The organism is Desulfomicrobium aestuarii (genome assembly GCF_055385525.1).
In genome coordinates, this window is record NZ_AP042427.1 from 2,693,940 (window position 1) to 2,714,385 (window position 20,446).

The 20,446-nt window shown below is 68.1% G+C and carries 18 protein-coding genes; 14 read left to right on the forward strand and 4 right to left on the reverse strand.

Annotated features, from left to right (window positions below; all coding sequences use genetic code 11):
• Positions 1-9 precede the first annotated feature (9 nt).
• Positions 10-279: a hypothetical protein gene (locus tag ACZ5AC_RS12200; protein WP_464247873.1), complete on the forward strand. Its 270-nt coding sequence runs from the start codon at positions 10-12 to the stop codon at positions 277-279.
• Here the strand turns inward: ACZ5AC_RS12200 and ACZ5AC_RS12205 are convergent.
• Positions 276-2,162: a molybdopterin-dependent oxidoreductase gene (locus ACZ5AC_RS12205; RefSeq protein ID WP_464247874.1), complete on the reverse strand. Its 1,887-nt coding sequence runs from the start codon at positions 2,160-2,162 to the stop codon at positions 276-278. The genes ACZ5AC_RS12200 and ACZ5AC_RS12205 overlap by 4 nt on opposite strands.
• Before the next feature lie 114 nt (positions 2,163-2,276).
• On the opposite strand from ACZ5AC_RS12205, the gene ACZ5AC_RS12210 reads away from it, so the two are divergent.
• From ACZ5AC_RS12210 to ACZ5AC_RS12250, 9 genes are all read left to right on the forward strand, one after another.
• Complete coding sequence (locus tag ACZ5AC_RS12210) at positions 2,277-2,738, forward strand: LexA family protein (RefSeq protein ID WP_464247875.1); 462 nt, start codon at positions 2,277-2,279, stop codon at positions 2,736-2,738.
• Positions 2,738-4,003, forward strand: coding sequence for a Y-family DNA polymerase (locus tag ACZ5AC_RS12215; protein ID WP_464247876.1), 1,266 nt, complete (start codon positions 2,738-2,740; stop codon positions 4,001-4,003). Before ACZ5AC_RS12210 ends, ACZ5AC_RS12215 begins: the two co-directional genes overlap by 1 nt.
• 26 nt (positions 4,004-4,029) lie before the next feature.
• Entirely contained in the window at positions 4,030-4,926 is an 897-nt protein-coding gene (uvsE, locus tag ACZ5AC_RS12220; protein WP_464247877.1) for a UV DNA damage repair endonuclease UvsE, read from the forward strand.
• A gap of 180 nt (positions 4,927-5,106) precedes the next feature.
• The gene (locus ACZ5AC_RS12225; RefSeq protein WP_464247878.1) at positions 5,107-5,430 is read left to right on the forward strand and encodes a PilZ domain-containing protein; all 324 of its coding nucleotides are present in this window, start codon (positions 5,107-5,109) and stop codon (positions 5,428-5,430) included.
• Between the two features lie 215 nt (positions 5,431-5,645).
• Positions 5,646-7,058 carry a sigma-70 family RNA polymerase sigma factor gene (locus tag ACZ5AC_RS12230; protein WP_464247879.1) on the forward strand — a complete coding sequence of 471 codons (1,413 nt, stop codon included), beginning with the start codon at positions 5,646-5,648 and terminating at the stop codon, positions 7,056-7,058.
• A gap of 111 nt (positions 7,059-7,169) precedes the next feature.
• Positions 7,170-8,003 (forward strand): HPP family protein, encoded by an 834-nt coding sequence (locus ACZ5AC_RS12235; RefSeq protein WP_464247880.1) that lies wholly within the window; start codon positions 7,170-7,172, stop codon positions 8,001-8,003.
• Positions 8,000-10,129, forward strand: coding sequence for a molybdopterin-containing oxidoreductase family protein (locus tag ACZ5AC_RS12240; RefSeq protein WP_464247881.1), 2,130 nt, complete (start codon positions 8,000-8,002; stop codon positions 10,127-10,129). Before ACZ5AC_RS12235 ends, ACZ5AC_RS12240 begins: the two co-directional genes overlap by 4 nt.
• 11 nt (positions 10,130-10,140) lie before the next feature.
• On the forward strand, positions 10,141-10,698 hold the full coding sequence (locus ACZ5AC_RS12245; protein ID WP_464247882.1) for a 4Fe-4S dicluster domain-containing protein: 558 nt from the start codon (positions 10,141-10,143) through the stop codon (positions 10,696-10,698).
• A gap of 160 nt (positions 10,699-10,858) precedes the next feature.
• Complete coding sequence (locus ACZ5AC_RS12250; RefSeq protein WP_464247883.1) at positions 10,859-11,875, forward strand: Lcl C-terminal domain-containing protein; 1,017 nt, start codon at positions 10,859-10,861, stop codon at positions 11,873-11,875.
• Here the strand turns inward: ACZ5AC_RS12250 and fdhF are convergent.
• The 3 genes from fdhF to ACZ5AC_RS12265 are packed head-to-tail and all read right to left on the reverse strand — an operon-like array spanning position 11,862 to position 16,836.
• Positions 11,862-14,522, reverse strand: coding sequence for a formate dehydrogenase subunit alpha (fdhF, locus tag ACZ5AC_RS12255; protein ID WP_464247884.1), 2,661 nt, complete (start codon positions 14,520-14,522; stop codon positions 11,862-11,864). The two genes, ACZ5AC_RS12250 and fdhF, sit on opposite strands and share 14 nt — an antisense overlap.
• Positions 14,523-14,527: 5 nt before the next feature.
• The gene (locus tag ACZ5AC_RS12260; RefSeq protein ID WP_464247885.1) at positions 14,528-16,360 is read right to left on the reverse strand and encodes an NADH-ubiquinone oxidoreductase-F iron-sulfur binding region domain-containing protein; all 1,833 of its coding nucleotides are present in this window, start codon (positions 16,358-16,360) and stop codon (positions 14,528-14,530) included.
• Positions 16,357-16,836, reverse strand: a complete 480-nt coding sequence (locus ACZ5AC_RS12265) for an NADH-quinone oxidoreductase subunit NuoE family protein (protein ID WP_464247886.1) — start codon at positions 16,834-16,836, stop codon at positions 16,357-16,359. The genes ACZ5AC_RS12260 and ACZ5AC_RS12265 overlap by 4 nt, the downstream gene beginning before the upstream one ends.
• A 182-nt stretch (positions 16,837-17,018) precedes the next feature.
• On the opposite strand from ACZ5AC_RS12265, the gene ACZ5AC_RS12270 reads away from it, so the two are divergent.
• From ACZ5AC_RS12270 to ACZ5AC_RS12285, 4 genes are all read left to right on the forward strand, one after another.
• Positions 17,019-17,459 carry a DUF1810 domain-containing protein gene (locus tag ACZ5AC_RS12270; RefSeq protein WP_464247887.1) on the forward strand — a complete coding sequence of 147 codons (441 nt, stop codon included), beginning with the start codon at positions 17,019-17,021 and terminating at the stop codon, positions 17,457-17,459.
• A gap of 154 nt (positions 17,460-17,613) precedes the next feature.
• Entirely contained in the window at positions 17,614-18,435 is an 822-nt protein-coding gene (locus ACZ5AC_RS12275) for an SdiA-regulated domain-containing protein (protein ID WP_464247888.1), read from the forward strand.
• A 61-nt stretch (positions 18,436-18,496) separates the two neighbouring features.
• A complete protein-coding gene (locus ACZ5AC_RS12280; protein WP_464247889.1) occupies positions 18,497-19,549 on the forward strand; it encodes an FUSC family protein in 1,053 nt (350 codons plus the stop codon).
• A 144-nt stretch (positions 19,550-19,693) separates the two neighbouring features.
• On the forward strand, positions 19,694-20,386 hold the full coding sequence (locus tag ACZ5AC_RS12285) for a YiaD family glycine zipper/OmpA-like lipoprotein (protein WP_464247890.1): 693 nt from the start codon (positions 19,694-19,696) through the stop codon (positions 20,384-20,386).
• The last annotated feature ends 60 nt before the right edge of the window (positions 20,387-20,446 follow it).

Here is a 20,446-nt window from a genome sequence, read left to right on the forward strand (position 1 = left end):
GCATCGAACATGCGTCCCAAACTCAGAACAGGTTACCCCGTGACGATCCACGGCCAGGCCTTCACCAAGGTCGGCATCGTCTGCGACGTTTCGGCCTACGACGTCGACGGCACGCTGCAGGTCGTCTATGTGGACCCGGCCTTCAAGGCCCGGCGTACCACCGTGGTCTGGCGGGACGGACGCTTCGAGTGGGCCGACCCTTCCACCCCCGGCGACAACGCCGAGGACGACCCCGCCCTCGAAACCTACGTGACCACGGTCAAGAACGGCCGCTACTAGGGTCCCTCCAGGCGGCAGCGCTGCTCGTAGAAGGCGCTGCCCCCGCCCATGTCCGTCTCCACCGCCCGGATGATGCGGTTCACCCCGCCCCCGAACTTGCCCCACGGCCCGCGCCGGTAGACGACGCAGTCCGGGTGCACGGCCGCGTCCGCGGCCAGTTCCACGTCCAGGAACCCGAGTTCCGTGACGAGACGGCCCGGACCGGGTTCGAGCTCTAATCCGTTCAGCGTGTCCGGGTGCACGCCGACCACGGGCCGCGCGGCCTGGTCCTCGGGCAGGATCTGGGAATGAACGAAGCGACGGTTGATGAGGGTCAAAAGCTGCAGCGGGTACCCGGCCGGCGGGTCCTGGGGCGGGTCCAGCCGGGCGGGTAGGCGGTACAGGCCGTCGGCGTGGCCGAAGCGCAGGCCCTCGAAGGCCACGGCCGGATGGATCGAGCGGGCGTAGCCCGCGGCCCGCAGCTCTTCGAGGGTCGTGTCCAGGGTGCGAGAGCGCAGAGCCTGCCGCAGGGCCTCCTCGGGCTCCGGCAGCGACAGGCCGAGCCGTCGGCAGAGGTCCGCGAGGATGTCGTAGTCCGTACGCACGCCCGCCGGGGGCTCGACAGCCTTGCCGCTCCACTGCACGTACTCGTGCAGGAAGGAGCCCACCAGATCGTCCTGTTCGAGCATCAGCGCCACGGGCAGGACCAGGTCCGCGACCTCGGCCGTGTCGGTCATGAAGGCGTCGCAGACCACGACGAAATCGAGGCCGTCCAGGGCACGGGCCACCGCGCCGGCCTCGGGGAACTGGTTGGCCGGGTTGATGCATTCCACCCAGGCCATGCGCACGGGCGGGTCGGCGCGGCCGATCTCGCGGGCCAGGTCGGGCATGAGCAGCGTGCGGCCGTAGCTCGTGGCCGCCTTCCAGGGCACGTCGAAGTTGGCCATGGAGCTCAGGTTGTAGTAGGCGCCCCCGCCGCTTCGGCCCACCTGCCCCGAGAGCATGGCCAGGGCGTTGACGAAGCGCACGTTCTGCCCGCCGAAGCGGTAGCGCTGCATGCCCCAGCCCAGGAGGGAGGCCACGGGTTCCGCTCCCGCATACAGACCGGCCAGGAAGTCCGCGTCCTCGCGGGACGCCCCGCACCACCGAAGCAGTTCATTCCCGCAGCCGTCCAGAAGCGCCCGGAAGGCGGGCAGGTCACGGCAGGCCGCCGCCACCTCCGGCGCCACGCCCTTGCGCCGCAGCACCTCGCGCAGCACGGCCGCGGCCAGGAAGCGGTCCGTGCCGGGACTGATGCGCACGAAGCGGTCCGTGAACCCCTCGGCCGTGTCCGCGCCCGGCGCGATGGTCACCACGGGCACGCCCGCCTTGCGCAGCCGGCGGACCATGGCCGCGGTGTGCACGGAACCCCGCTTCAGGTCGCGGCCCCAGTTGACCAGGGCCGACGTGTTCAGGATGTCGACGATGTCGTTGTGGCGCAGGGCCCCGAAGTCCTCGACGCAGGCCGTGATGCCGGCCTCGTCGCACAGGGAGCCGTGCAGGCCCGAGGCGCCCAGGGTGCGGAAGAAGAGGGTCGAGAGGAACTTGACCACGCCGCGGTTGCCGGACCCGCGCACATGCAGGATGGAGCGCGGCTCGTCGCGGTACTGGGCGATCTTGCGGGCGCAGAGGTCCAGGGCCTCGTCCCAGCCGATGTCCCGCCACACGCCGTCCGTCTTCAGGCGTGGGGAGCGCAGGCGGTGGGGGCTGGCGAGCCTGCGGCGGTGCACGTCGAGCTTGGGGCAGGCGAAGCCGCGGGTGAAGGGATGGTCGGGGTTGCCGCGCAGGCGCAGCCCGCCGGGGCCGTTTTCGGCCACGATGGAGCAGGCGTCGGGGCAATCCAGGGTGCAGGCGGTGATGGTCATGTATTCTCCACAAGGGCCCGGTACCTATGGGCATTTATGTATGTTCGTCCGATCGTCAGGGGTCGTTCTAATCCCGGCGTTGACGGAAGCCAAGGCCGGCGGCAAGGTCGGCCCATGTCCAACATTCTGAACCTGAACCAGACCGGCCGCGACAGGGTCGAGATCCTGGGCCGGGCCGTGAGCGAATCCGGGGGGGCCACGCCCCTGTATCTGGAGCGCATCTCCGCCGGCTTCCCCTCCCCGGCCGACGACTACATCGAAACGGCCCTGGACCTGAACACCTATCTGGTCCGTAACCCGGCCGCCACATTCATGGTCAGGGTCAGCGGCGACTCCATGTCCGGCGCGGGCATCAGCGACGGCGACATTCTCGTCGTGGACCGCTCCGAGGAGCCCGTGCCCGGCAAGATCGTGGTCGCGGTCCTGGACGGCGAACTGACGGTCAAGCGGCTGATCCGCAAGGACGGCCAGATTTTCCTCGCCCCGGAGAACCCCCGCTACCGGCCCATCGCCGTGGCCGCCGAGCAGGACCTGCACGTCTGGGGCGTGGTCTCGGGAGTGGTGCGGAGGCTCTAGTGCGCGACTTCTACCTCATGGTCGACTGCAACAACTTCTACGCCTCATGCGAGCGCGTCTTCGACCCGTCCCTGGAAGGCAAGCCCGTGATAGTGCTGTCCAACAACGACGGCTGCGTCATCGCCCGCTCGAACGAGGCCAAGGCGTTGGGAATAGCCATGGGCGAGCCGGCCTACAAACGCGAGGACTTCTACGCCCGTAGCGGCGTGCGCGTCCTCTCCTCCAACTACGCCCTCTACGGCGACATGTCGGCCCGCGTCATGCGCACCCTGGGCCTCTTCTCCGCCGAAGCCGAGGTCTACTCCATCGACGAGTGCTTCCTGCGCCTCAAGGGCCTGGACAGCCGCAGCCTCGTGGACACGGCCCGCGAAATCCGCGCCACGGTGAAGAAATGGACGGGCATCCCCGTGGGCGTGGGCATCGCCCGGACCAAGACCCTGGCCAAGGTCGCCAACCGCCTGGCCAAGAAGGGCGACGGCGTGCGCCTGCTGGAGGACGAGGAGGACATCGACCAGTTCCTGCACGCCACGGAGCCCGGCGACGTGTGGGGCATCGGCCGCAGGAGCGCGCGCTTCCTGGCCGCCTGCGGGGTGCGCACCGCCCTGGACCTCAAGCGCCGCCCCGACGACTGGGTCCGCCGCCAGCTGACCGTGACGGGCCTGCGCACGGTTCTCGAACTGCGCCAGATCCCGTGCATCGCCCTGGAGGACGCCCCGCCGCCGGCCCGGTCCCTGGTCTGCTCCCGCTCCTTCGGCACGCGCGTCGAGAGCCTCACGAGCCTGGAGGAGGCCGTCTCGGCCTATGTGCAACGGGCCGCGGAGAAGCTGCGCCGCAAGGGACTGGTGGCCGGGGCCGTGCAGGTCTTCCTGGAGACCAACCGCTTCCAGCCGGGGCCCCAATACTCCGCCAGCCGCGGCCGCGCCCTGCCCGCGCCCACGGCCGACACCCTGGTCCTGCACGGGCCGGCCCTGCAGATCCTGCGCGAGATCCACAAGCCCGGCTACAGGTACCAGAAGGCCGGAGTGATCCTGCTGGACCTCGCCCCGGCGGGCCAGCGCCAGCTGTCCTTCCTGGAGCCCCGCGGCGAGGACAAGGCGCGGCGCGACGCCCTCATGCGCGTCATGGACCGCGTCAACACCATGCACGGCCGGGGCACCCTGGCCCTGGCCGCCTCGGGCCTGGGCAGGAAGGAATGGCACATGCGCCAGGAGCGCCGCTCCCCCCGCTACACCACGTCCTGGGCCGAACTGCCCGTCGTTCACTAAACCCTTTCGCTTCCGCAGGGACCAGTATGCGCTTCGGACTGTGCTGCCTTTTCGTGGCCGAACCCGTGACCTTCCGCGCCACCACGGCCAAGGCCCTCTCGGCCCTGAGCCGCCGCGACGCCTTGGCCAAGGCTTCGGCCGTCTGCCTGCACAACGCCCAAAACCTGCTCCTGGCCGTCAGGACGGCGCACCGGCTCGGCATCGGGGCCTTCCGCATCATGTCGCCCCTCTTCCCGCGCATGACCCACCCCGAGGTCGGCTACAATCTTGAGGACCTGCCCGATGCCGGGGCCATCGCCCGCAACATGGCCGATGTCAGGGACTTCGCGCGGGCCCGCGACGTCCGCCTGAGCTTCCACCCGGACCAGTTCGTGGTCCTGTCCTCGCCCCACGCCCACGTCATCGAAAGCTCCGTGCGGGAACTGGATTACCAGGCCTTCCTGGCGGACCTGACCGGGGCGGACGTCATCAACATCCACGCCGGCGGGGCCTACGGCGACAAGGCGGCCGCCCTGAAACGCCTGGCCGCCGTGGTCCGGGACCTGCCCGAAGGCGTGTCCTCCCGCCTGACCCTGGAGAACGACGACGTGACCTACTCCGTGCGCGACCTGCTGCCCGTGTGCGGGGAACTCGGCCTGCCGCTGGTCTATGACGTCCATCACCACCGCTGCAACCCGGACGGCCTGGACGAGGCCGAGGCCACGACATTGGCCGCCGCCACCTGGAAGGGACGGGAACAGTACTGCCACGTCTCCTCGCCCCGTGAAGGATGGAAGAACAAGCCCAAGCCCCATGCAGACTACATCGACCCCGCGGATTTCCCGGCCTGCTGGCTGGGCCGCACCATGACCGTGGACGTGGAGGCCAAGGCCAAGGAGCTGGCCGTGGTCCGCCTCATGCGCGATCTCGCTCCCCCCGCCTGAACATGACGCACCGCCCAGGCGCGGCCCGAACATCATCCCACCGGCAGCCGACTGCAGCGCCGAATATGCGGCTCCATCACGACACGGCAAAATATTTGTCATACGAATCTGGACAAGAATCCATGCCTGACATATATGTAAGACAGCCGTTTTTTTCGTCGAACCGGAAGGAGACACGCCATGACCGAAAAACGAAGCGCCCCCCGCAAAGCCAGTCTGGAGCCGTGCAGCATCGAACTGTACGCCGGCGGCAAAGGCCCCTTCCCGTCGCGAGTCGTCAACTACAGTGATGGAGGCCTGATGGTCGAACTTGACCACCCCCTGACCAAAGGGGAACCCGTCAAGATCCGCTTCCGTCCCGGCTTGGAAAACGCCCAGCGTCTCGGCGAAACCCACTGCGTCGGCATGGTCCGCTGGTGCGCGCCCCAGGAGGGCCTGTACTCCGGCCGCTACGGCGTGGGCGTACAGATGCCCCAGAGCGTGAGGGCCACCAAGGCGGCGTAAGCCCGGCCCAATACCATCTTTCCCGAAATTCCCGGTCCAGGCGAACGCATTCGCCTGGGCTTTTTTTCGCCCTTCATCCCCGCAGACCGCACGCAGCGTGCTCCCAAGGCTGCCCCCGGCTGGGCCTTCCGCCTCGAGTTCACGCCATCTTTGCATCCCGGTAAAAACGTATTAGGATCGCAACATCCTCCCTCACGCTCGCGGAGCCGCCGGCCATGAAAACCTATCAGGAACTGGCTCGTTCGGCCGGAGGCGGCAACAGAACCGCCTTCGAAGAACTCGTGCGCCGTTTCTCCGACATGGCCAAAGCCGTGGCCGTACGTCGGCTGCGCGATCCGACCCTGGCCGAGGACGCGCTGCAGGACGCATTCCTGACCGCCTGGCTTCATCTGACCGGCCTGCGCAATCCCGACGCCTTCCCCGCCTGGCTGCGCGGCATCGTGACCAACAGTTGCCGCCGCATGCTCCGCGCCCACCCGCCGGACATTCTGACCTCCGACCTGGACAACATCGAGGACTTGCCCTCCGACGACCTGGACCCCTGGGAACACTACGCCCGCTTCCAGACCCGCGACATGATCCGTTCCCTTCTCGCCTCCCTGCCGGGAGTCTATCGGGAAGCAGCCGTGCAACGCTACCTGCTTGGACGCTCCTACGAAGACATTTCCTCGGCCCTGGGCGTGCCCGTGGGCACCATCAAGCGCCGTCTGCACGATACCCGCGAAAGGATGATGCGCGCCGTTGCCGGCCATGACGCGCAGACCATCCGCGTCGGCTGCCTTCCCATCTCCGACCACCTTCTCCCCATGATCGCCCAGCAGCGTCACGACCAGGCCGCCTTTCATGTCAGCCTGCGCAGGTTCACGTCCTGGTCGGAGCTGACCAAGGCCATGGTCAACGAAGCACTGGACGCGGCCATGATGATGGCGCCCCTGACCATGGTCCTGCACAACCGGGGCGTTCCCCTGAGATGGGCCCTCGACGGGCACCACGAGGGCAGCGCCATCACCATGCAGAAATCCATGACCAGGGACCAGGGCCGCCACGGCTTCCCGGGCCGCGATCTTGCCGGGACAACCATGGGGCTGCCCCACCCTCTGTCCACGCACGGCATGCTGCTGCGATCCGTCCTGGGCCTGGGGCCAGGGGGCAGGCCCTTCCGTCCCGTCTATCTCAGCCCCTCCTGCATGGCCCGTCCCCTGGCCCGCAGAAACCTGGACGGTTTCTTCTGCTCCGAACCCTGGGGGCTCATGGCCGAAAACGCCGGGACGGGCACCGTCCTCATCCGCTCCCATGACCTGGCGCCGGACCATGTCTGCTGCATTCTCGCCGTCCGCAGCGATTTCGCGCGCGGCAAGCCGGAACTGCTGGACGGCTACCTGAAGCTGCTCCTGGCCGCCGCGGACTACGCCCATGCGCACCCCATGGAGAGCGCGGCCATCCAGGCCCGTTTCACCGGCGTAAACAAGTACGCGGCCGCCCTGGTCCTCGAACGCGGCTTCGTGACATTCCGCGACCTCGCCCCGGACAGCGCCAGGGCCCGCCAGGTCATGGGCATGGCCCTGCAGAGCGGCATCCTCGACCGCCCCTGCGACCTGGACGCCCTGCTCCTCCCCCGAGCCAACTAGATCCCCCGCAAGAACTTCGTCCGAACCTTTTGTCCGCTTTCAGGCACTCTCTTCAAACGGACATGCGCATGCCCGCGCCAACCGGCAATGACGCAACGACGGGGAGACGCCATGATCGAGATACGGCTGGTCCGGCCAAACAGGCGGGAATTCAGACGGGACGTGTACCGTCCGGGGGTCATCTCCCTGTCGCGCATCCTGTGGGGTTCCTTGGGAAGCGGGATATTCCTGGCCCTCATCGCCCTGGCCGGCTCGGCCACGGGCGTCGGCGTCCTCTATCCCCCTCTGGCCGCCACCTGTTTCATCGGCGCCACCTGCACCTACCTGCGCGTGGCGCGGCCCAAGTCGGTCATCGTCGGGCACTTCATCGCCACGGTGGGCGGCCTGCTCGGCGTAGCCGCCGGCGACCTGTTGTTTGCGGGGGGCACCATGGCCATTCCCATGAAACTCGGCCTGGCCGTACTGATCTCGGCCGCCCTGATGCAGATCCTCGACGCCGACCACCCTCCGGCGGCGGCCACGGCGGCCATCCCGGCCATCCTGCCGCTGCCCGCCCCCGCCTTGATCCTGCCCCTGCACATGGCCTGGGGCGCCGTCCTGGCCGTACTCTTCGGAGTGATCTGGAACCGCTTCTGGTTCGAGTGCCCGCCCCCCGAAGAGGGCTGCGGACGCGCCTGGTTCAATCTGGGCATGGACAGGGCCGACATCGCCGGAACGGGCACATGCACCCTGGCCACGCTGCTCATGTGCGCAAAGCCGTGGAGCCAGGTCGCGTACGAGGCGGGCCTGTGGGTCATGCTCGCGGGGCTGACCGTCATGTCCCTGCACCATTTCTTCGGTGCCCGGGTGCTCGTCTCGCGAACGGACGAGACGTGCCCCCTCGCCGCACCGCCGCAAACGGGCGGACCCGGCCCGGATTCAGGGTCAAAGGAGGTTACGAGATGAACAGTCGATGGATTCCCACCATGTGCTACCAATGCAAGGCCGAATGCGCCATCCTGGCCAGGGTGGAGGGCGGCGTGCTGAAGGAGATCCGCGGCAACCCCAGGGCCCGCGGCAAGGCCTGCGTCAAGGGCATGGCCGGGGTCTCCCTGGAGTACAGCCCCGACCGCCTGACCAGACCCCTGAAACGGGTCGGCAAGCGCGGCGAAGGGAAGTTCGAGCCCTGCTCCTGGGACGAGGCCCTGCACGCCATCACCGCCAAGCTGAGGGACCTGCGCGACCGGGGCGAAGCCCACAAGCTGACGGCCAGCTTCTTCCCCCACTCCATCACCGACCCCAAATGGCGCTTCCTGAACGCCTACGGCGGCTTCATCAACACCGCCCTGCCGCACTGCGACTCGGCCAAGATCGTGGCCTGCATCAAAGCCATGGGCGGGGTGCCCAACCATCACATCCCGCCGAACTTCGCCTCCGTGCCCAAGGGCGGGGTCATCATCCTGGCCGGCCGGCACGCCATGGGCTGCCTGGACGACGCGGCCGTGCCGAGGGACATCCTGGACGCCAAGGCGCGCGGCGCCATCCTTGTGGTCATCGACCCCGTCTTCACGGCCGACGCGGCCAAGGCCGACTGGTGGATCCCGGTCAGGCCGTCGGGAGACACGGCCCTGTTTACCGGCATGACCCACCACATCGTCATGAACGGCCTTCACAACAAGGCCTTCGTGGAGAACTGGGTACGGGAAGGCGACTTCGAGAAGCTCAAGGACTATCTCGCCGACAAGACCCCCGAGGCCATGAGCGCCGTCTGCGACGTCCCGGCCCGGGACATCGTCAAGCTGGCCGAGATGTGCGCCGCGGCCCCGTCCGTGGGCGTGGACAGCTTCAAGGGCATCATGCTCGGCCAGGCCCTGGACTTCGGCCACGCCTGGACCAACTTCCTGGCCGTGACCGGCAACATCGACAACCCCGGCGGCCAGCCCCTGCCGGACCTGACGCCCCTCTCCCCGGTCCTGCCGGCCCCGGCCGGGCCGAGCCTGGCGGAGAAGGGCTGGCACCGCACCGGGCCCGACAAGGGCAAATTCGGCAAGTACTCCTTCATCATGGAGCCGACCTGGTACGAGGCCCAGGCCATCAAGAACGGCGGCCTCAAGGTGCTCGTCACCGCGGAATGCAACCCGGCCCTGACGGAAATGGGGCAGGAGGAATGGCGCAAGGCCGTGACCATGACCGACGACAAGGGCCAGTATCAACTCGAAATGCTGGTCAGCTACGAGATCATGCTGTCCGAAACCTCCAAATACGCCGACTACGTGCTTCCGGACAAAAGCTACTTCGAACGCTGGGAACTGCTCTACATGCCGTGGTGGTACAACTTCGGCCATGGCGTGGCCCTGCGCCAGCCCGTGGTCGAGGCGCCGGGCGAATGCCGCCATTCCAACGAAGTCTTCATCGAACTGGGCAAGCGGCTCTGCCCGGAGTACTTCGCCTTCAAGGACGACCTGGAATACTATGACATCCAGTTGGCGGGCCTGGGCCTGTCGGTCGGGAAGCTGCAGGACATGGGCGGCTTGTGGTCGCCCGGCACGACGGGTTTCCGCAAGTACGAACACGGCGGGTTCGGCACGCCGAGCAAGAAGGTGCACCTCTACTGGGAGGACCTCGAAGAAGCGGGCCAGGCCCTGCCGCGAGTAGGGCTGGCCCCGGAATACGACGCCGACGCCGGCGAGTTCCCGTTCATCCTCATCTCCTACCGCACCATCTTCCACCAGGGTTCGGGCCAGTGGACCCACAACAACCCGCAGCTGCGCGACCCGGTCGGCGGCTTTCTGGACAACCCGGTGCTCATCAACGCCGCCACGGCCAGGAGGCTCGGCATCGAGGACGGGGCCATGGTCACCCTGCGCTCCCGCACGGGCAGCCTCAAGGCCCGCGCCAAATGCACCGAGCGCATCCGGCCCGACTGCCTGGGCCTGCACCACGGCTTCGGCTCCACCGTGGGGCGGGTCGCCGTCCTGGGTCACGGGGTCAGCGACAACGTCCTGATACCTGATTCGGGCATGACCCTCGACTGGCAGGACCTCGTCGGCGGGGAGTCGCACGTCTCGACCCGCGTTACCGTGGAAAGCTAAGGAGGCACGCCATGAAACAACTCAGTCTCGCCATAGACCTGGACCGCTGCATCGGCTGCAAGACCTGCGTGGCGGCCTGCCGCAACGCCAAGGGACTGGTCGACCATGCATCGGCCCTGCCCGGCGCCATCCCCTATTACCTGCGCGTGGAGAGCGACCGTCAGGGCGTGTATCCCGACATCTCCATCCGCTCCTGGGTCATGCCCTGCCAGCACTGCAAGAACGCCGCGTGCATCAAGGCGTGCAAGGCCGAAGCCATCGTCAAGGACGAACAGACCGGCATCGTGCGCATCCTGGCCGAGAAGTGCACGGGCGGCCGGGCCTGCATCGAGGCCTGCCCCTACGGGGTCATCCAGTTCGACGCGGCCCGGAACAAGGCCCACAAGTGCGACCTGTGCTGGGACCGGGTGCACACCGGGCAGAAGCCCGTGTGCGCCGAGGTCTGCCTGACCGACGCCATCCGCTTCGGGGAGAAGGATCTTCTCAAGATGGAACTCGAAGCCGAGGGCAAGGAGATCGTGAAGAAAATGAGCGCCCAGTCCATGCTCTACTTCCGCACACCCGGATAGACACACTCGCGAAGCGTTGCGGCGGGCCGGAGGCGAAAGCCTTCGGCCCGCCGTGGCGACAAGCGAAACCGCCCCGCATTGACCATCCCCCGCTCTCGCCGCTAGGCTGCGATCCCGGCCGGACCGTTCCGGCCAGCACCCTTCAACCGGCGCGAGAATCATGAACATCCCGGCCATCCGTCACATCCCCGCCACCGGCCAGACGCTGTGCTTCGACGCGGCCGGCAACCTCGTGGACTGCGTCGGCAGCGGGCAGGACGGCGAGTTCCGCGCCGGGCAGCCCTGGCCCGAGCCGCGCTTCGAACTCCAGGGCGCCGACCTGGCACTGGACCGTCTGACGGGCCTGGTCTGGCCGCGCGTCGCCTCCGTGGGGGACTTCCCCATGTCCTGGGCCGAGGCCCTGGACGCCGTGGCCGCCATGAACCGCGAGCAGGCCTTCGGCCACGCCGACTGGCGGCTGCCCAACCGCCGCGAACTCCTGAGCGTGGTCAGCCACGACAGCCGCCGTCCGGCCCTGCCGCCGGGTCACCCCTTCACGGTCAGCCAGACCTGGTACTGGACCTCGACCACGGCCGTCATCGCCCCGGACTGCGCCTGGCGCGTGCATCTGGAGGGCGGGCGCATGTTCTACGGCGACAAGACGCGCGACGCCATGGTCTGGCCCGTACGCGGGGAAAGCTCGCTCCTGGCATGGACCGGACAGCGCGGGTGCTGGGACTCGGCGGGAAACGTCGTGACGTGCGCAGGGACGGGGCAGGACAGGGAACTGCGGCGCGGGTCTCCGTGGCCCGACCCGCGCTTCGCCGTGGAGGGGGAAGGAGTGCGCGACCGCCTGACGGGCCTGCTCTGGTCCCGCTCGGCGGACCTGCGCGGAATCTGCACGTGGGAGGAGGCTATCCGGGCGGCACGGGAGTACCACGAGGGGGGGCTGGTCTGGCGGCTGCCGAACATCAGGGAACTGGAGTCCCTGGTGGACGCCGAGCGCCACGACCCTGCCCTGCCGGGCGGGCACCCTTTCGAGAACTCTCAGGAGGCCTACTGGTCATCCACCAGCAGCGCCTACTCGCCCGACTGGGCCTACTGCCTGTACCTGCACAAGGGGGCGGTCGGCGTGGGCTTCAAGGCCGGGGCCGAATTCTCGGTCTGGCTCGTGGCGGTGGAATCTACTCCGGGGTGACGCGCACCGCGCAGGCCTTGAATTCCGGGATGCGCGCCAGGGGGTCCAGGGCCGGGTTGGTCAGGACGTTGGCCGCGGCCTCGGCGAAGTGGAACGGGATGAAGACGTGCCCCTCGGCCACCCGCCCCGTGACCTCGGCCTTGACCGATATCTCCCCGCGCCGCGAGGCCACTCGCACCCGCTGCCCCTGGACGATGCCCAGGCGTGCGGCGTCGGCCGGGTTCATCTCCACGAAACATTCGGGCACGATGCGGTTCAGGCCTTCGCTTCTGCGGGTCATGGTGCCGGTGTGGTAGTGCTCCAGCACGCGGCCGGTGCCTAGGGTCAAAGGATAGTCCTCGTCAGGTGTCTCGGCCGGCGGCACTGGGTGCACGGGCACGAACCGCCCCCTGCCGCGCGGGAAGCTCTCGCGGTGCAGGATGGGCGTGCCGGGATGCCCCTTGTCCGGACAGGGCCAGACCAGGCCTTCATTCTCGATGCGGCGGTAGTCGATGCCGCCGTAGATGGGCGCGGCCTGGGCGATCTCGGCCATGACGGCCTCGGGCGAGTCCGGCCCGGGCCCCAGGCCCAGGCGTTCGGACAGCATGTTCAGGATGCGCCAGTCGGGCAGGGCCTGCCCCGGGCAGGGCACGGCGGCGCGCACGCGCTGCACGCGGCGGTCGGTGTTGGTGAAGGTGCCGTCCTTCTCCGCGGCCGAAGCCGCCGACAGGACGACGTCGGCCAGCCGCGCCGTCTCGGTCAGGAAAATGTCCTGCACCACCAGGAACTCCAGGCTTTCCAGCTTCCTCCGCACATGCCCCACGTCCGCGTCCGAAACCATGGGGTTCTCACCCATGACGTACATGGCCCGGATCCGGTCCGCGGCCATCATCTCCGTGGCCGTCAGCCCCGGCTTCCCGCACAGCTCCGCGCCCCACAGCCCCTCGGCGTGACGCCTGGCCGCGTCGTCGTCCACGCGGCGGTAGCCGGGTAGCACGTTCGGCAGCGCACCCATGTCGCAGGCGCCCTGCACGTTGTTCTGGCCCCGCAGTGGGTTGACCCCGGCCCCGGGCCGCCCCACGTGCCCGCAGAGCATGGCCAGGCTGGCCAGGGCCTGGACCGTGTCCGTACCGCAGGCGTGCTGGGTGATGCCCATGCAGTAGAGGATGGTGGCCGTCCCGGCACGGGCGTAGAGGCGCGCGGCCTCCTCCAGGTCGGCCGCCGGGATGCCCGTCAATTCCTGCACGCGCTCCGGCGTGTAGGCCGCCAGGGAGTCGCGCAGGGCCTCGAAGCCCTCGGTGCGGGCCGCGATGAACTCCCGGTTCTCAAGCCCCTCGCGCAGGATGACGTGCATGAGCCCGTTGATCCAGGCGATGTCCGTGCCCGGAGCCTGGCGCAGCCAGAGGGTCGCGTGCCGGGTCAGGCCCACGGCGCGCGGGTCGACGACAACGAGCTTCGCCCCGGTGCGCACGGCGCGCTTGACGCGGGCCGCGAAGACCGGGTGGGTCTCGGTGGTGTTGGAGCCCGTGACCAGGATGACCTCGGCGTGTGCGATGTCGGCCATGGGGTTGGTGGCCGCGCCGCTGCCGAAGGCCTGCATGAGGCCCGTCACCGTGGGCGCGTGGCACAGCCGGGCGCAGTGGTCCACGTTGTTGGTGCCCATGCGCCTGGCCAGCTTCTGGAAAAGGTAGTTCTCTTCGTTGGTGCAGCGGGCCGAGGACAGGAAGCCCAGGCTGTCCGGCCCGTGGGCGTCGCGGATGGCGGCGAGGCGACCGGCGACCAGCCCCAGGGCCTCGTCCCAGGACGCGGGGACCAGTTCGCCGCCGCGGCGGACAAGGGGCGTCTTCAGGCGGTCGGGGTGGGAGGCGAAGTCCAGGGCGAAGCGGCCCTTGACGCACAGGCTCCCCTCGTTGTGCCCGTCCTCGGCGCCCCGCACGTGCGCGATGCGGCCCCCGACCACGTGCAGGTCCACCTGGCAGCCCACGCCACAGTAGGCACAGGTGCTGCGCACGGGGCGGGTCTCGCACAGGCGGGGTTTGCTGCGCGCATCGCTCGCGCTCAAGGCCCCCACGGGGCAGACCTGCAGGCACTCGCCGCAGAACACGCAGTCGGACCGGGACAGGGCCGTGTCGCACCCGGCCACGATCTTGGCGGCCGCGCCGCGGTAGCCGTAATCGATGGCCTCGTTGACCTGGATCTCGTTGCAGGCCTGCACGCAGCGGCCGCAGAGGATGCACTTGGAAAAGTCGCGCACGATGAACGGGTTCCCCGTTTCCGGCCGGTAGCGGGGCCTAGGCCGTTCGAAGGCGCCCGTGCCCACGCCGTAGCGGTAGGCCAGGCTCTGCAGGGCGCAGTCCCCGGCCGCCGGGCAGAGCAGGCAGTCGTGGTTGCCGGAGTCGAGCATGAGGCGCAGGATGGTCCGGCGGGCCCGCAGCACGCGGTCCGAGTCCGTGTGCACGATCATGCCCTCGGCGGCCGGGGCCGCGCAGGACGCCACCAGGGTGCGCGCCCCCCAGACTTCCACCACGCAGATGCGGCAGGCGCCCGTGGGCGTGCAGTTCGGCAGGCGGCACAGGGTCGGGATGAAGATGCCGTGGGCCGCGGCCACGTCCAGGATGGTCTGTCCGGGCGTGAAGGCGCAGGTCATGTCGTTGATGGTCAGTTCCATGGGGGTCACTCGATGCAGTCGAAAGGACAGGCCGTGTAGCAGGCCAGACATTGCACGCATTTTTCGCGGTCGATGCGCGCGGTCTTCTTCTTGGCCCACTCCACCGCCCCGGTCGGGCAGGCCTTGAAGCACAGGCCGCACTTGCGGCAGCGCTCCTCGTCCACCTCGAATTTGAGCAGCGCCACGCAGCGCTTGGCCGGACAGCGCTTTTCGGCGATGTGCGCCTCGAACTCGTCCCGGAAATGGCGCAGGGCCGAAAGGATCGGGTTGGAGGCCGTCTGGCCCAGGCCGCACAGGGACGCGTCGGTGACGACCGCGGCCAGGTCCTCCAGGGCGCGCAGGTCGCCGGGCTCGCCCTTCCCTTCGCAGATGCGGGTCAGGATCTCGAGCTGCCGCCTGGTCCCCTCGCGACAGGGCGTGCACTTGCCGCAGGATTCGTCCTGGATGAAATCCATGAAGAAGCGGGCCATGTCGACCATGCAGGTGCGGTCGTTCATGACGATGACACCGCCCGAGCCCATGATGGCCCCGGCCTTGGCGATGGCCTCGTAGTCCACGGGCGTGTCCAGCAAATGCGCCGGGATGCTCCCGCCCGACGGGCCGCCGAGCTGCACGGCCTTGCACTTCCTCTTGCCGGGCACCCCGCCGCCGATGTCGTTGACCAGCACGGACAGGGGCGTGCCCATGTCCACCTCGACCAGCCCGATGTTGTTCACGTCGCCGGACAGGGCGAAGACCTTGGTCCCCGTGCTGCCCTCGGTGCCCACGCCCGCGTGGCAGGCCGCGCCCAGGCGGATGATGGCGCCGATCCCTGCGAATGTCTCGACGTTGTTCAGGACCGTCGGCTTGCCCCACAGCCCCTGCTGCGCCGGGAACGGCGGCCGGGGGACGGGCATGCCGCGGCGGCCCTCGATGGAGCGCATGAGGGCCGTCTCCTCGCCGCAGACGAAGGCCCCGGCGCCCTGGTAAATTTCGAGATCGAAGGAAAAACCGCTGCCCAGGATGTTCCCGCCCAGCAGGCCCAGCTCCCGGGCCTGGCCGATGGCGACGGTCAGGCGATGGATGGCCAGGGGGTATTCCGAACGGCAGTAGATGTAACCATGGCGCGAACCGATGGCCACGGCCGCGATGAGCATGCCCTCCAGCACGGCGTGGGGGTCGGACTCGAGGATGGAGCGGTCCATGAACGCGCCCGGGTCGCCCTCGTCGGCGTTGCAGAGCACGTACTTGACGTCGCCGGGCGAAGCGGCCGCGAACTTCCATTTGAGGCCCGTTGGGAACCCGGCCCCGCCGCGGCCGCGCAGGCCCGAGGCCCGCACCTCCTCGACGACGCGCTCCGGGGTCATGTCGAAGAGGGCCTTGGCCAGGCCCTGGTAGGCTTCGTGGGCGACGGCGTGGCCGATGTTCTCAGGATCGATGCGGCCCTTGTTGCGCAGGATCCACGGCCGCTGCAGGGCAAAGAAGGGGATGGAGTCCATGCCCGCCACGGCGTTGCCGTCGGGGTCGCGGTACAGCAGCCTCTCCACGGGCCGCCCCCCCGCCGAGGCGATCACTTCGGCCGCGTCCTCCGCGCGCACCCTGCAGTACAGGACGCCGCCGGGCTGCATGATGACCACCGGCCCCAGGGCGCAGAAGCCGTTGCAGCCCGTCTCGATGACCTGCACGGCGCCGCCCTGCCGTGCGGCCTCCTGGCGCAGGGCCTCGATGAGGGGGATGGAGCCCGTGGCGTGGCAGCCCGTGCCGCTGCAACAGAAGACGCGCGGGGCGAAGGTTTCGAGGGCGGCCCGCTCACGGTCGCGCATGGCCGTCAGCGCGGCGCGGTCGAGACGGGCGCTCATTCGTAGCCCTCCAGGATTTCGCAGGCCGAATCGGGCGTGACCCCGCCGTGGACGTCGCGGTCCACGACCATGACCGGGGCCAGGCCGCAGGCGCCCAGGCATCGCACGGGCTCCAGGCTGAAGCGCCCGCTCCCGCAGGTGCCGCCGGCCTTGACCCCGAAGCGGCGCTCCACGCGGTCCAAGACCTCGCGCACGCCGCGCACGTAGCAGGCCGTTCCCGTGCAGACGCGGACCTGATGCCGGCCCTTGGGTTCAAGAGAGAAAAGCGAATAGAACGACACGACGCCGTACACCTTGGCGACGGGAAGGTTCATGCCGCGCGCGATGCGCTCGATGAGTTCCGGCGGGAAATGCCCCGCGATGTCCTGGCACAGCCGCAGGACCGTGATGAGAGAACCGGGCGTGCGGCGGTGTTCGGCCACGACGGCGTCGGCCTGGGCGAGTTGTTCGGGGGTGAGTGCGTTCAATGGGGCCACGATGGTTGGAGGTTTCTTCGGTGCTTGGCTTGGGAAAGTCATAGTGCAGGGGGCGGTGATGCGCAAATCGGTTTTGGGGGGGCCGGGCGGCGGGGTGGACGGTATGGACCGGATGGACGTAATGGACGGCATGGACCGTGACGGATTCGGGCCACGGGCCAAGCCGTGGCCGGGAGGACAGCATGCATGCCGACGACCCCTTTGACCTGGACCGCTTCCTGCAGGCCCAGGAAGGCGTTTACGCCGCCGCCCTGGCCGAACTGCGCGCCGGGCGCAAGACTTCCCACTGGATGTGGTTCGTCTTTCCGCAGTTCGACGGCCTTGGCCGCAGCCAGACGGCCCGGTTCTTCGCCGTGAAGAGTCTGGCCGAGGCCCGTGCGTTCCTGGCGCACCCGGTCCTGGGCAAACGTCTGCGCGAATGCACCGCCGCCGTGCTGCGCGTCACGGGTCGCACGGCATCCGAGATCTTCGGCTACCCGGACGACCTCAAGTTCTGCTCCTCCATGACCCTGTTCGAACGGGCAGAGCCGGACTGCGACCTCTTTTCCGAAGCCCTGGACAGGTTTTTCGAAGGCAGGCGCGACCGGCTGACGCGGGAACTGCTGGCAGACGGCGGTTCCTGAACGCCGGCCCCGTCTTGCGGGCGCGCCCCCGAAACGTCATTGCCGGGGGAGGGAAGTTTGCTTAGGGAAGCGTTCAGCACATCCCGGAACCCGGCAATTCCCGGGACAGGCGTGACGCCCCGCCGCGCCCTCAAAACCACCCGTTCGCCCGCATATGACACCCATCCATTTCCGACCAAACACCTTTTTCGGACGCCGCGCCGCCCTGGCCAGCCTCGTCCTCCTGCTGCTGACGCTGTCCCTCGTCCTGCTCCAGGGTGGCAAGGAACCGCTCAGGGAGGTCCTCCCGCCCATGGCCGTGCCGGCCATCCCGAACAATCTTTCAGGTCTGACCTGGAACGCCGAGACGGGAACGCTCTTCGCCGTCGCCAACGGCCCGGAATACGCCTATGAACTGAGCCTCAAGGGAGAGGTCCTTCGCAGCATCAGGCTCCGCGGGTTCAAGGACACCGAAGGCATCACGCATGTCGAAGGGACGCTTTTCGCCGTCGTCGAGGAGCGCAAGGGGATTCTTAGCCTGTTCCACATCCCCGCCGACGCGACGGAAATCGATCACGACGACGTCATGCGCCTGGAACTCGGCAAGACGCGCAAGAAAAACAAGGGGTTCGAAACAGTCAGCTACGACCCCGCGACCAGGACGCTTTACACCATGCGGGAAGGCAAGCCTTTCGTCCGCCTCGCCATTCCCCTGGACGACCAGTTCAGGCCCGACGAAATCCGGACCAGCCCCCTGCCGGGCCTGCGCGTCAAGGACGTGGCATCCATCGTCTCGGACACCGACGGCACCCTCTGGGTGCTGAGCGAAGCGTCCTCGCGCATCGTCCATCTGGACCGGGACGGCCGCGAACTTCGCTCGTTCAGACTGCCCATCGACACGAAGGCGTTTCAACCCGAGGGCATCACCTTGGGGCCGTCAGGCAAGATCATCCTGGCGGGGGAACCCAACATCCTGGCCATTTACGAAATCCCGTAACCCGGACCTTCCGGGGCAATGACCGGCCGCACGCCTTCACGTAACTGCACCAAGGAACATCATGGCATTTATCGACCCCGACTCACACCAGGCCATGGTCCGTCACGGCCTGAAAACCGGCATCGCCGCGGTGCTGGCCTACGGTTTGGCCCAACTGGCCGACCTGCAGTACGGCTACTGGGCGACGCTGTCCGCGGTCATCGTCATGCAGGTCTACGTCGCGGATTCCGTCCAGATGTGCCTCTACCGCTTCTCCGGCACCGCCGTCGGCGCGCTCATCGGCATGGCGGCCATATCGGTCTTCCCGGCGACGCAGGCCATGACCGTGCTGGCCCTCTTTCTGTCGGTGGCCTTCTGCGCCTACATGACCCGCTACAACGCCAGATACCGCATGGCGGCCATCACCGTGTGCATCGTCATCCTGGCCAGCCTGGACCAGGAGGACAGGCTCGTCTTCGGGCTGCTGCGGGTTGCGGAGATCGGCATCGGCGTGGCGGCGGCCTTCGTGGTCAGCGTCACCCTCTGGCCAGTGCGGGCCGGCAGCGCCCTCAAGGCCCGGCTCATGGAGCGTTTCACCGAATGCGCCCGCAGCTACGAAACCATCATGGAGTCGTTCCTGGCCCTGCAGACCGGCCTCGACCCGCGTCTGCTCGCCGGCCTGAACGCCGACATCCTGAAGGACCGCGACCTGTTCCGGAAAGTCCTGCATCATGAGCGAAGGATGTACCGCGAGGACACCGACTTGCTGGACCTCAAAATCCGCACTCTCGAAACGTGCAGCGCCCACCTGGAGACGATGCTCCGAGCGCTCAACAGCGAACAGGAACGGGGCTACGACATCCTCATGGCACCCGAACTGCGGCAGCTCTCCTCCATTACCGTGAACGGGATGCGCGCCATCGCCTCCGGATGCCTCCCGGACCAGGCGGCGCTCTCCCAAGCCCTGGAAAATGCGGAAACGCGCCTGCGGGAGCTTCGGAGCGAGGGAGCCACAAAACGCTTCCACCTGCAGAAGCTCGTCCAGTTTTTCGCCTTCTACCACAGCGCGCACGCCATGGGGCACGATATTCTACTCTACAGTCTCAATGCGAAGTTCGACATTGAGCCTTCCTGATGGTAAGAATCGTGCATATGTTCTACGGATGACGTACACGATCAGGCCGTGCCCGGACTCCTCGACAGGCCATTGACTGACCTGAAGAGCGATTTTATGAAACATTCCACCATTGTAAACATCAGCCACAAGGAAGGCGTAACCATGAAAAAAATACTTCTGACCGTTCTCATCACCGTGTTCGCAGTGAGCGGCTGCGCCACCATGGACCAGCAGTCCAAGACCACCAAGGGCGCCACCTACGGGGCGGCCGGTGGCGCCGCGGCCGGAGCGATCCTGGGACAGATCATCGGCAAGAACACGCAGGGCACGCTCATCGGGGCGGCGGCCGGAGCGGCCATCGGCGGCTTGGCCGGGGCTGGCGTCGGCCACATGATGGACAAGCAGGAAGCGGAAATGCGCGACGCCCTGGCCACGTCCGAGGAAGTGGCCGTCCGGCGCGAGGGTGATCTCATCGCCCTGACCCTGAAGGGCGACGTGTCCTTCGACGTGGACTCCGACGTGGTTCTCCCCGGACTCTACACCGAACTGGACCGCATCGCTCAGATCCTGGTCAAGTATCCGGACACGACCATCGTCGTCGAAGGGCACACGGACAGCACCGGCTCCGACACCTACAACCAGGGGCTGTCCGAAAGGCGCGCCCTGAGCGTCCAGCGGCTCCTGGTACAGCGCGGGGTGAGCGAGTACCGCATCTCGACCATCGGCTACGGCGAAACCCGCCCCGTGGCCACCAACAACACGCCCGAAGGCCGCCAGATGAACCGCCGCGTCGAGATCCGCGTCAACCCCAACACCCAGGCGCAGCCTCAGGGCCAGCCTGCCCCGATGCAGTAGCCCCGCCGGCTCTGCTCCGCACCTGACTGCGATACATAGGGCCCGCGTCTTTGCGATGCG

What these genes read in the sequence shown, in the direction of transcription:
- ACZ5AC_RS12200 (WP_464247873.1), top strand. Translation starts at nt 10, where the DNA reads ATGCGTCCCAAACTCAGAACAGGTTACCCCGTGACGATCCACGGCCAG.
- ACZ5AC_RS12205 (WP_464247874.1), bottom strand. Translation starts at nt 2,162, where the DNA reads ATGACCATCACCGCCTGCACCCTGGATTGCCCCGACGCCTGCTCCATC.
- ACZ5AC_RS12210 (WP_464247875.1), top strand. Translation starts at nt 2,277, where the DNA reads ATGTCCAACATTCTGAACCTGAACCAGACCGGCCGCGACAGGGTCGAG.
- uvsE (WP_464247877.1), top strand. Translation starts at nt 4,030, where the DNA reads ATGCGCTTCGGACTGTGCTGCCTTTTCGTGGCCGAACCCGTGACCTTC.
- ACZ5AC_RS12225 (WP_464247878.1), top strand. Translation starts at nt 5,107, where the DNA reads ATGACCGAAAAACGAAGCGCCCCCCGCAAAGCCAGTCTGGAGCCGTGC.
- ACZ5AC_RS12230 (WP_464247879.1), top strand. Translation starts at nt 5,646, where the DNA reads ATGAAAACCTATCAGGAACTGGCTCGTTCGGCCGGAGGCGGCAACAGA.
- ACZ5AC_RS12235 (WP_464247880.1), top strand. Translation starts at nt 7,170, where the DNA reads ATGATCGAGATACGGCTGGTCCGGCCAAACAGGCGGGAATTCAGACGG.
- ACZ5AC_RS12240 (WP_464247881.1), top strand. Translation starts at nt 8,000, where the DNA reads ATGAACAGTCGATGGATTCCCACCATGTGCTACCAATGCAAGGCCGAA.
- ACZ5AC_RS12245 (WP_464247882.1), top strand. Translation starts at nt 10,141, where the DNA reads ATGAAACAACTCAGTCTCGCCATAGACCTGGACCGCTGCATCGGCTGC.
- ACZ5AC_RS12250 (WP_464247883.1), top strand. Translation starts at nt 10,859, where the DNA reads ATGAACATCCCGGCCATCCGTCACATCCCCGCCACCGGCCAGACGCTG.
- fdhF (WP_464247884.1), bottom strand. Translation starts at nt 14,522, where the DNA reads ATGGAACTGACCATCAACGACATGACCTGCGCCTTCACGCCCGGACAG.
- ACZ5AC_RS12260 (WP_464247885.1), bottom strand. Translation starts at nt 16,360, where the DNA reads ATGAGCGCCCGTCTCGACCGCGCCGCGCTGACGGCCATGCGCGACCGT.
- ACZ5AC_RS12270 (WP_464247887.1), top strand. Translation starts at nt 17,019, where the DNA reads ATGCATGCCGACGACCCCTTTGACCTGGACCGCTTCCTGCAGGCCCAG.
- ACZ5AC_RS12275 (WP_464247888.1), top strand. Translation starts at nt 17,614, where the DNA reads ATGACACCCATCCATTTCCGACCAAACACCTTTTTCGGACGCCGCGCC.
- ACZ5AC_RS12280 (WP_464247889.1), top strand. Translation starts at nt 18,497, where the DNA reads ATGGCATTTATCGACCCCGACTCACACCAGGCCATGGTCCGTCACGGC.
- ACZ5AC_RS12285 (WP_464247890.1), top strand. Translation starts at nt 19,694, where the DNA reads ATGAAAAAAATACTTCTGACCGTTCTCATCACCGTGTTCGCAGTGAGC.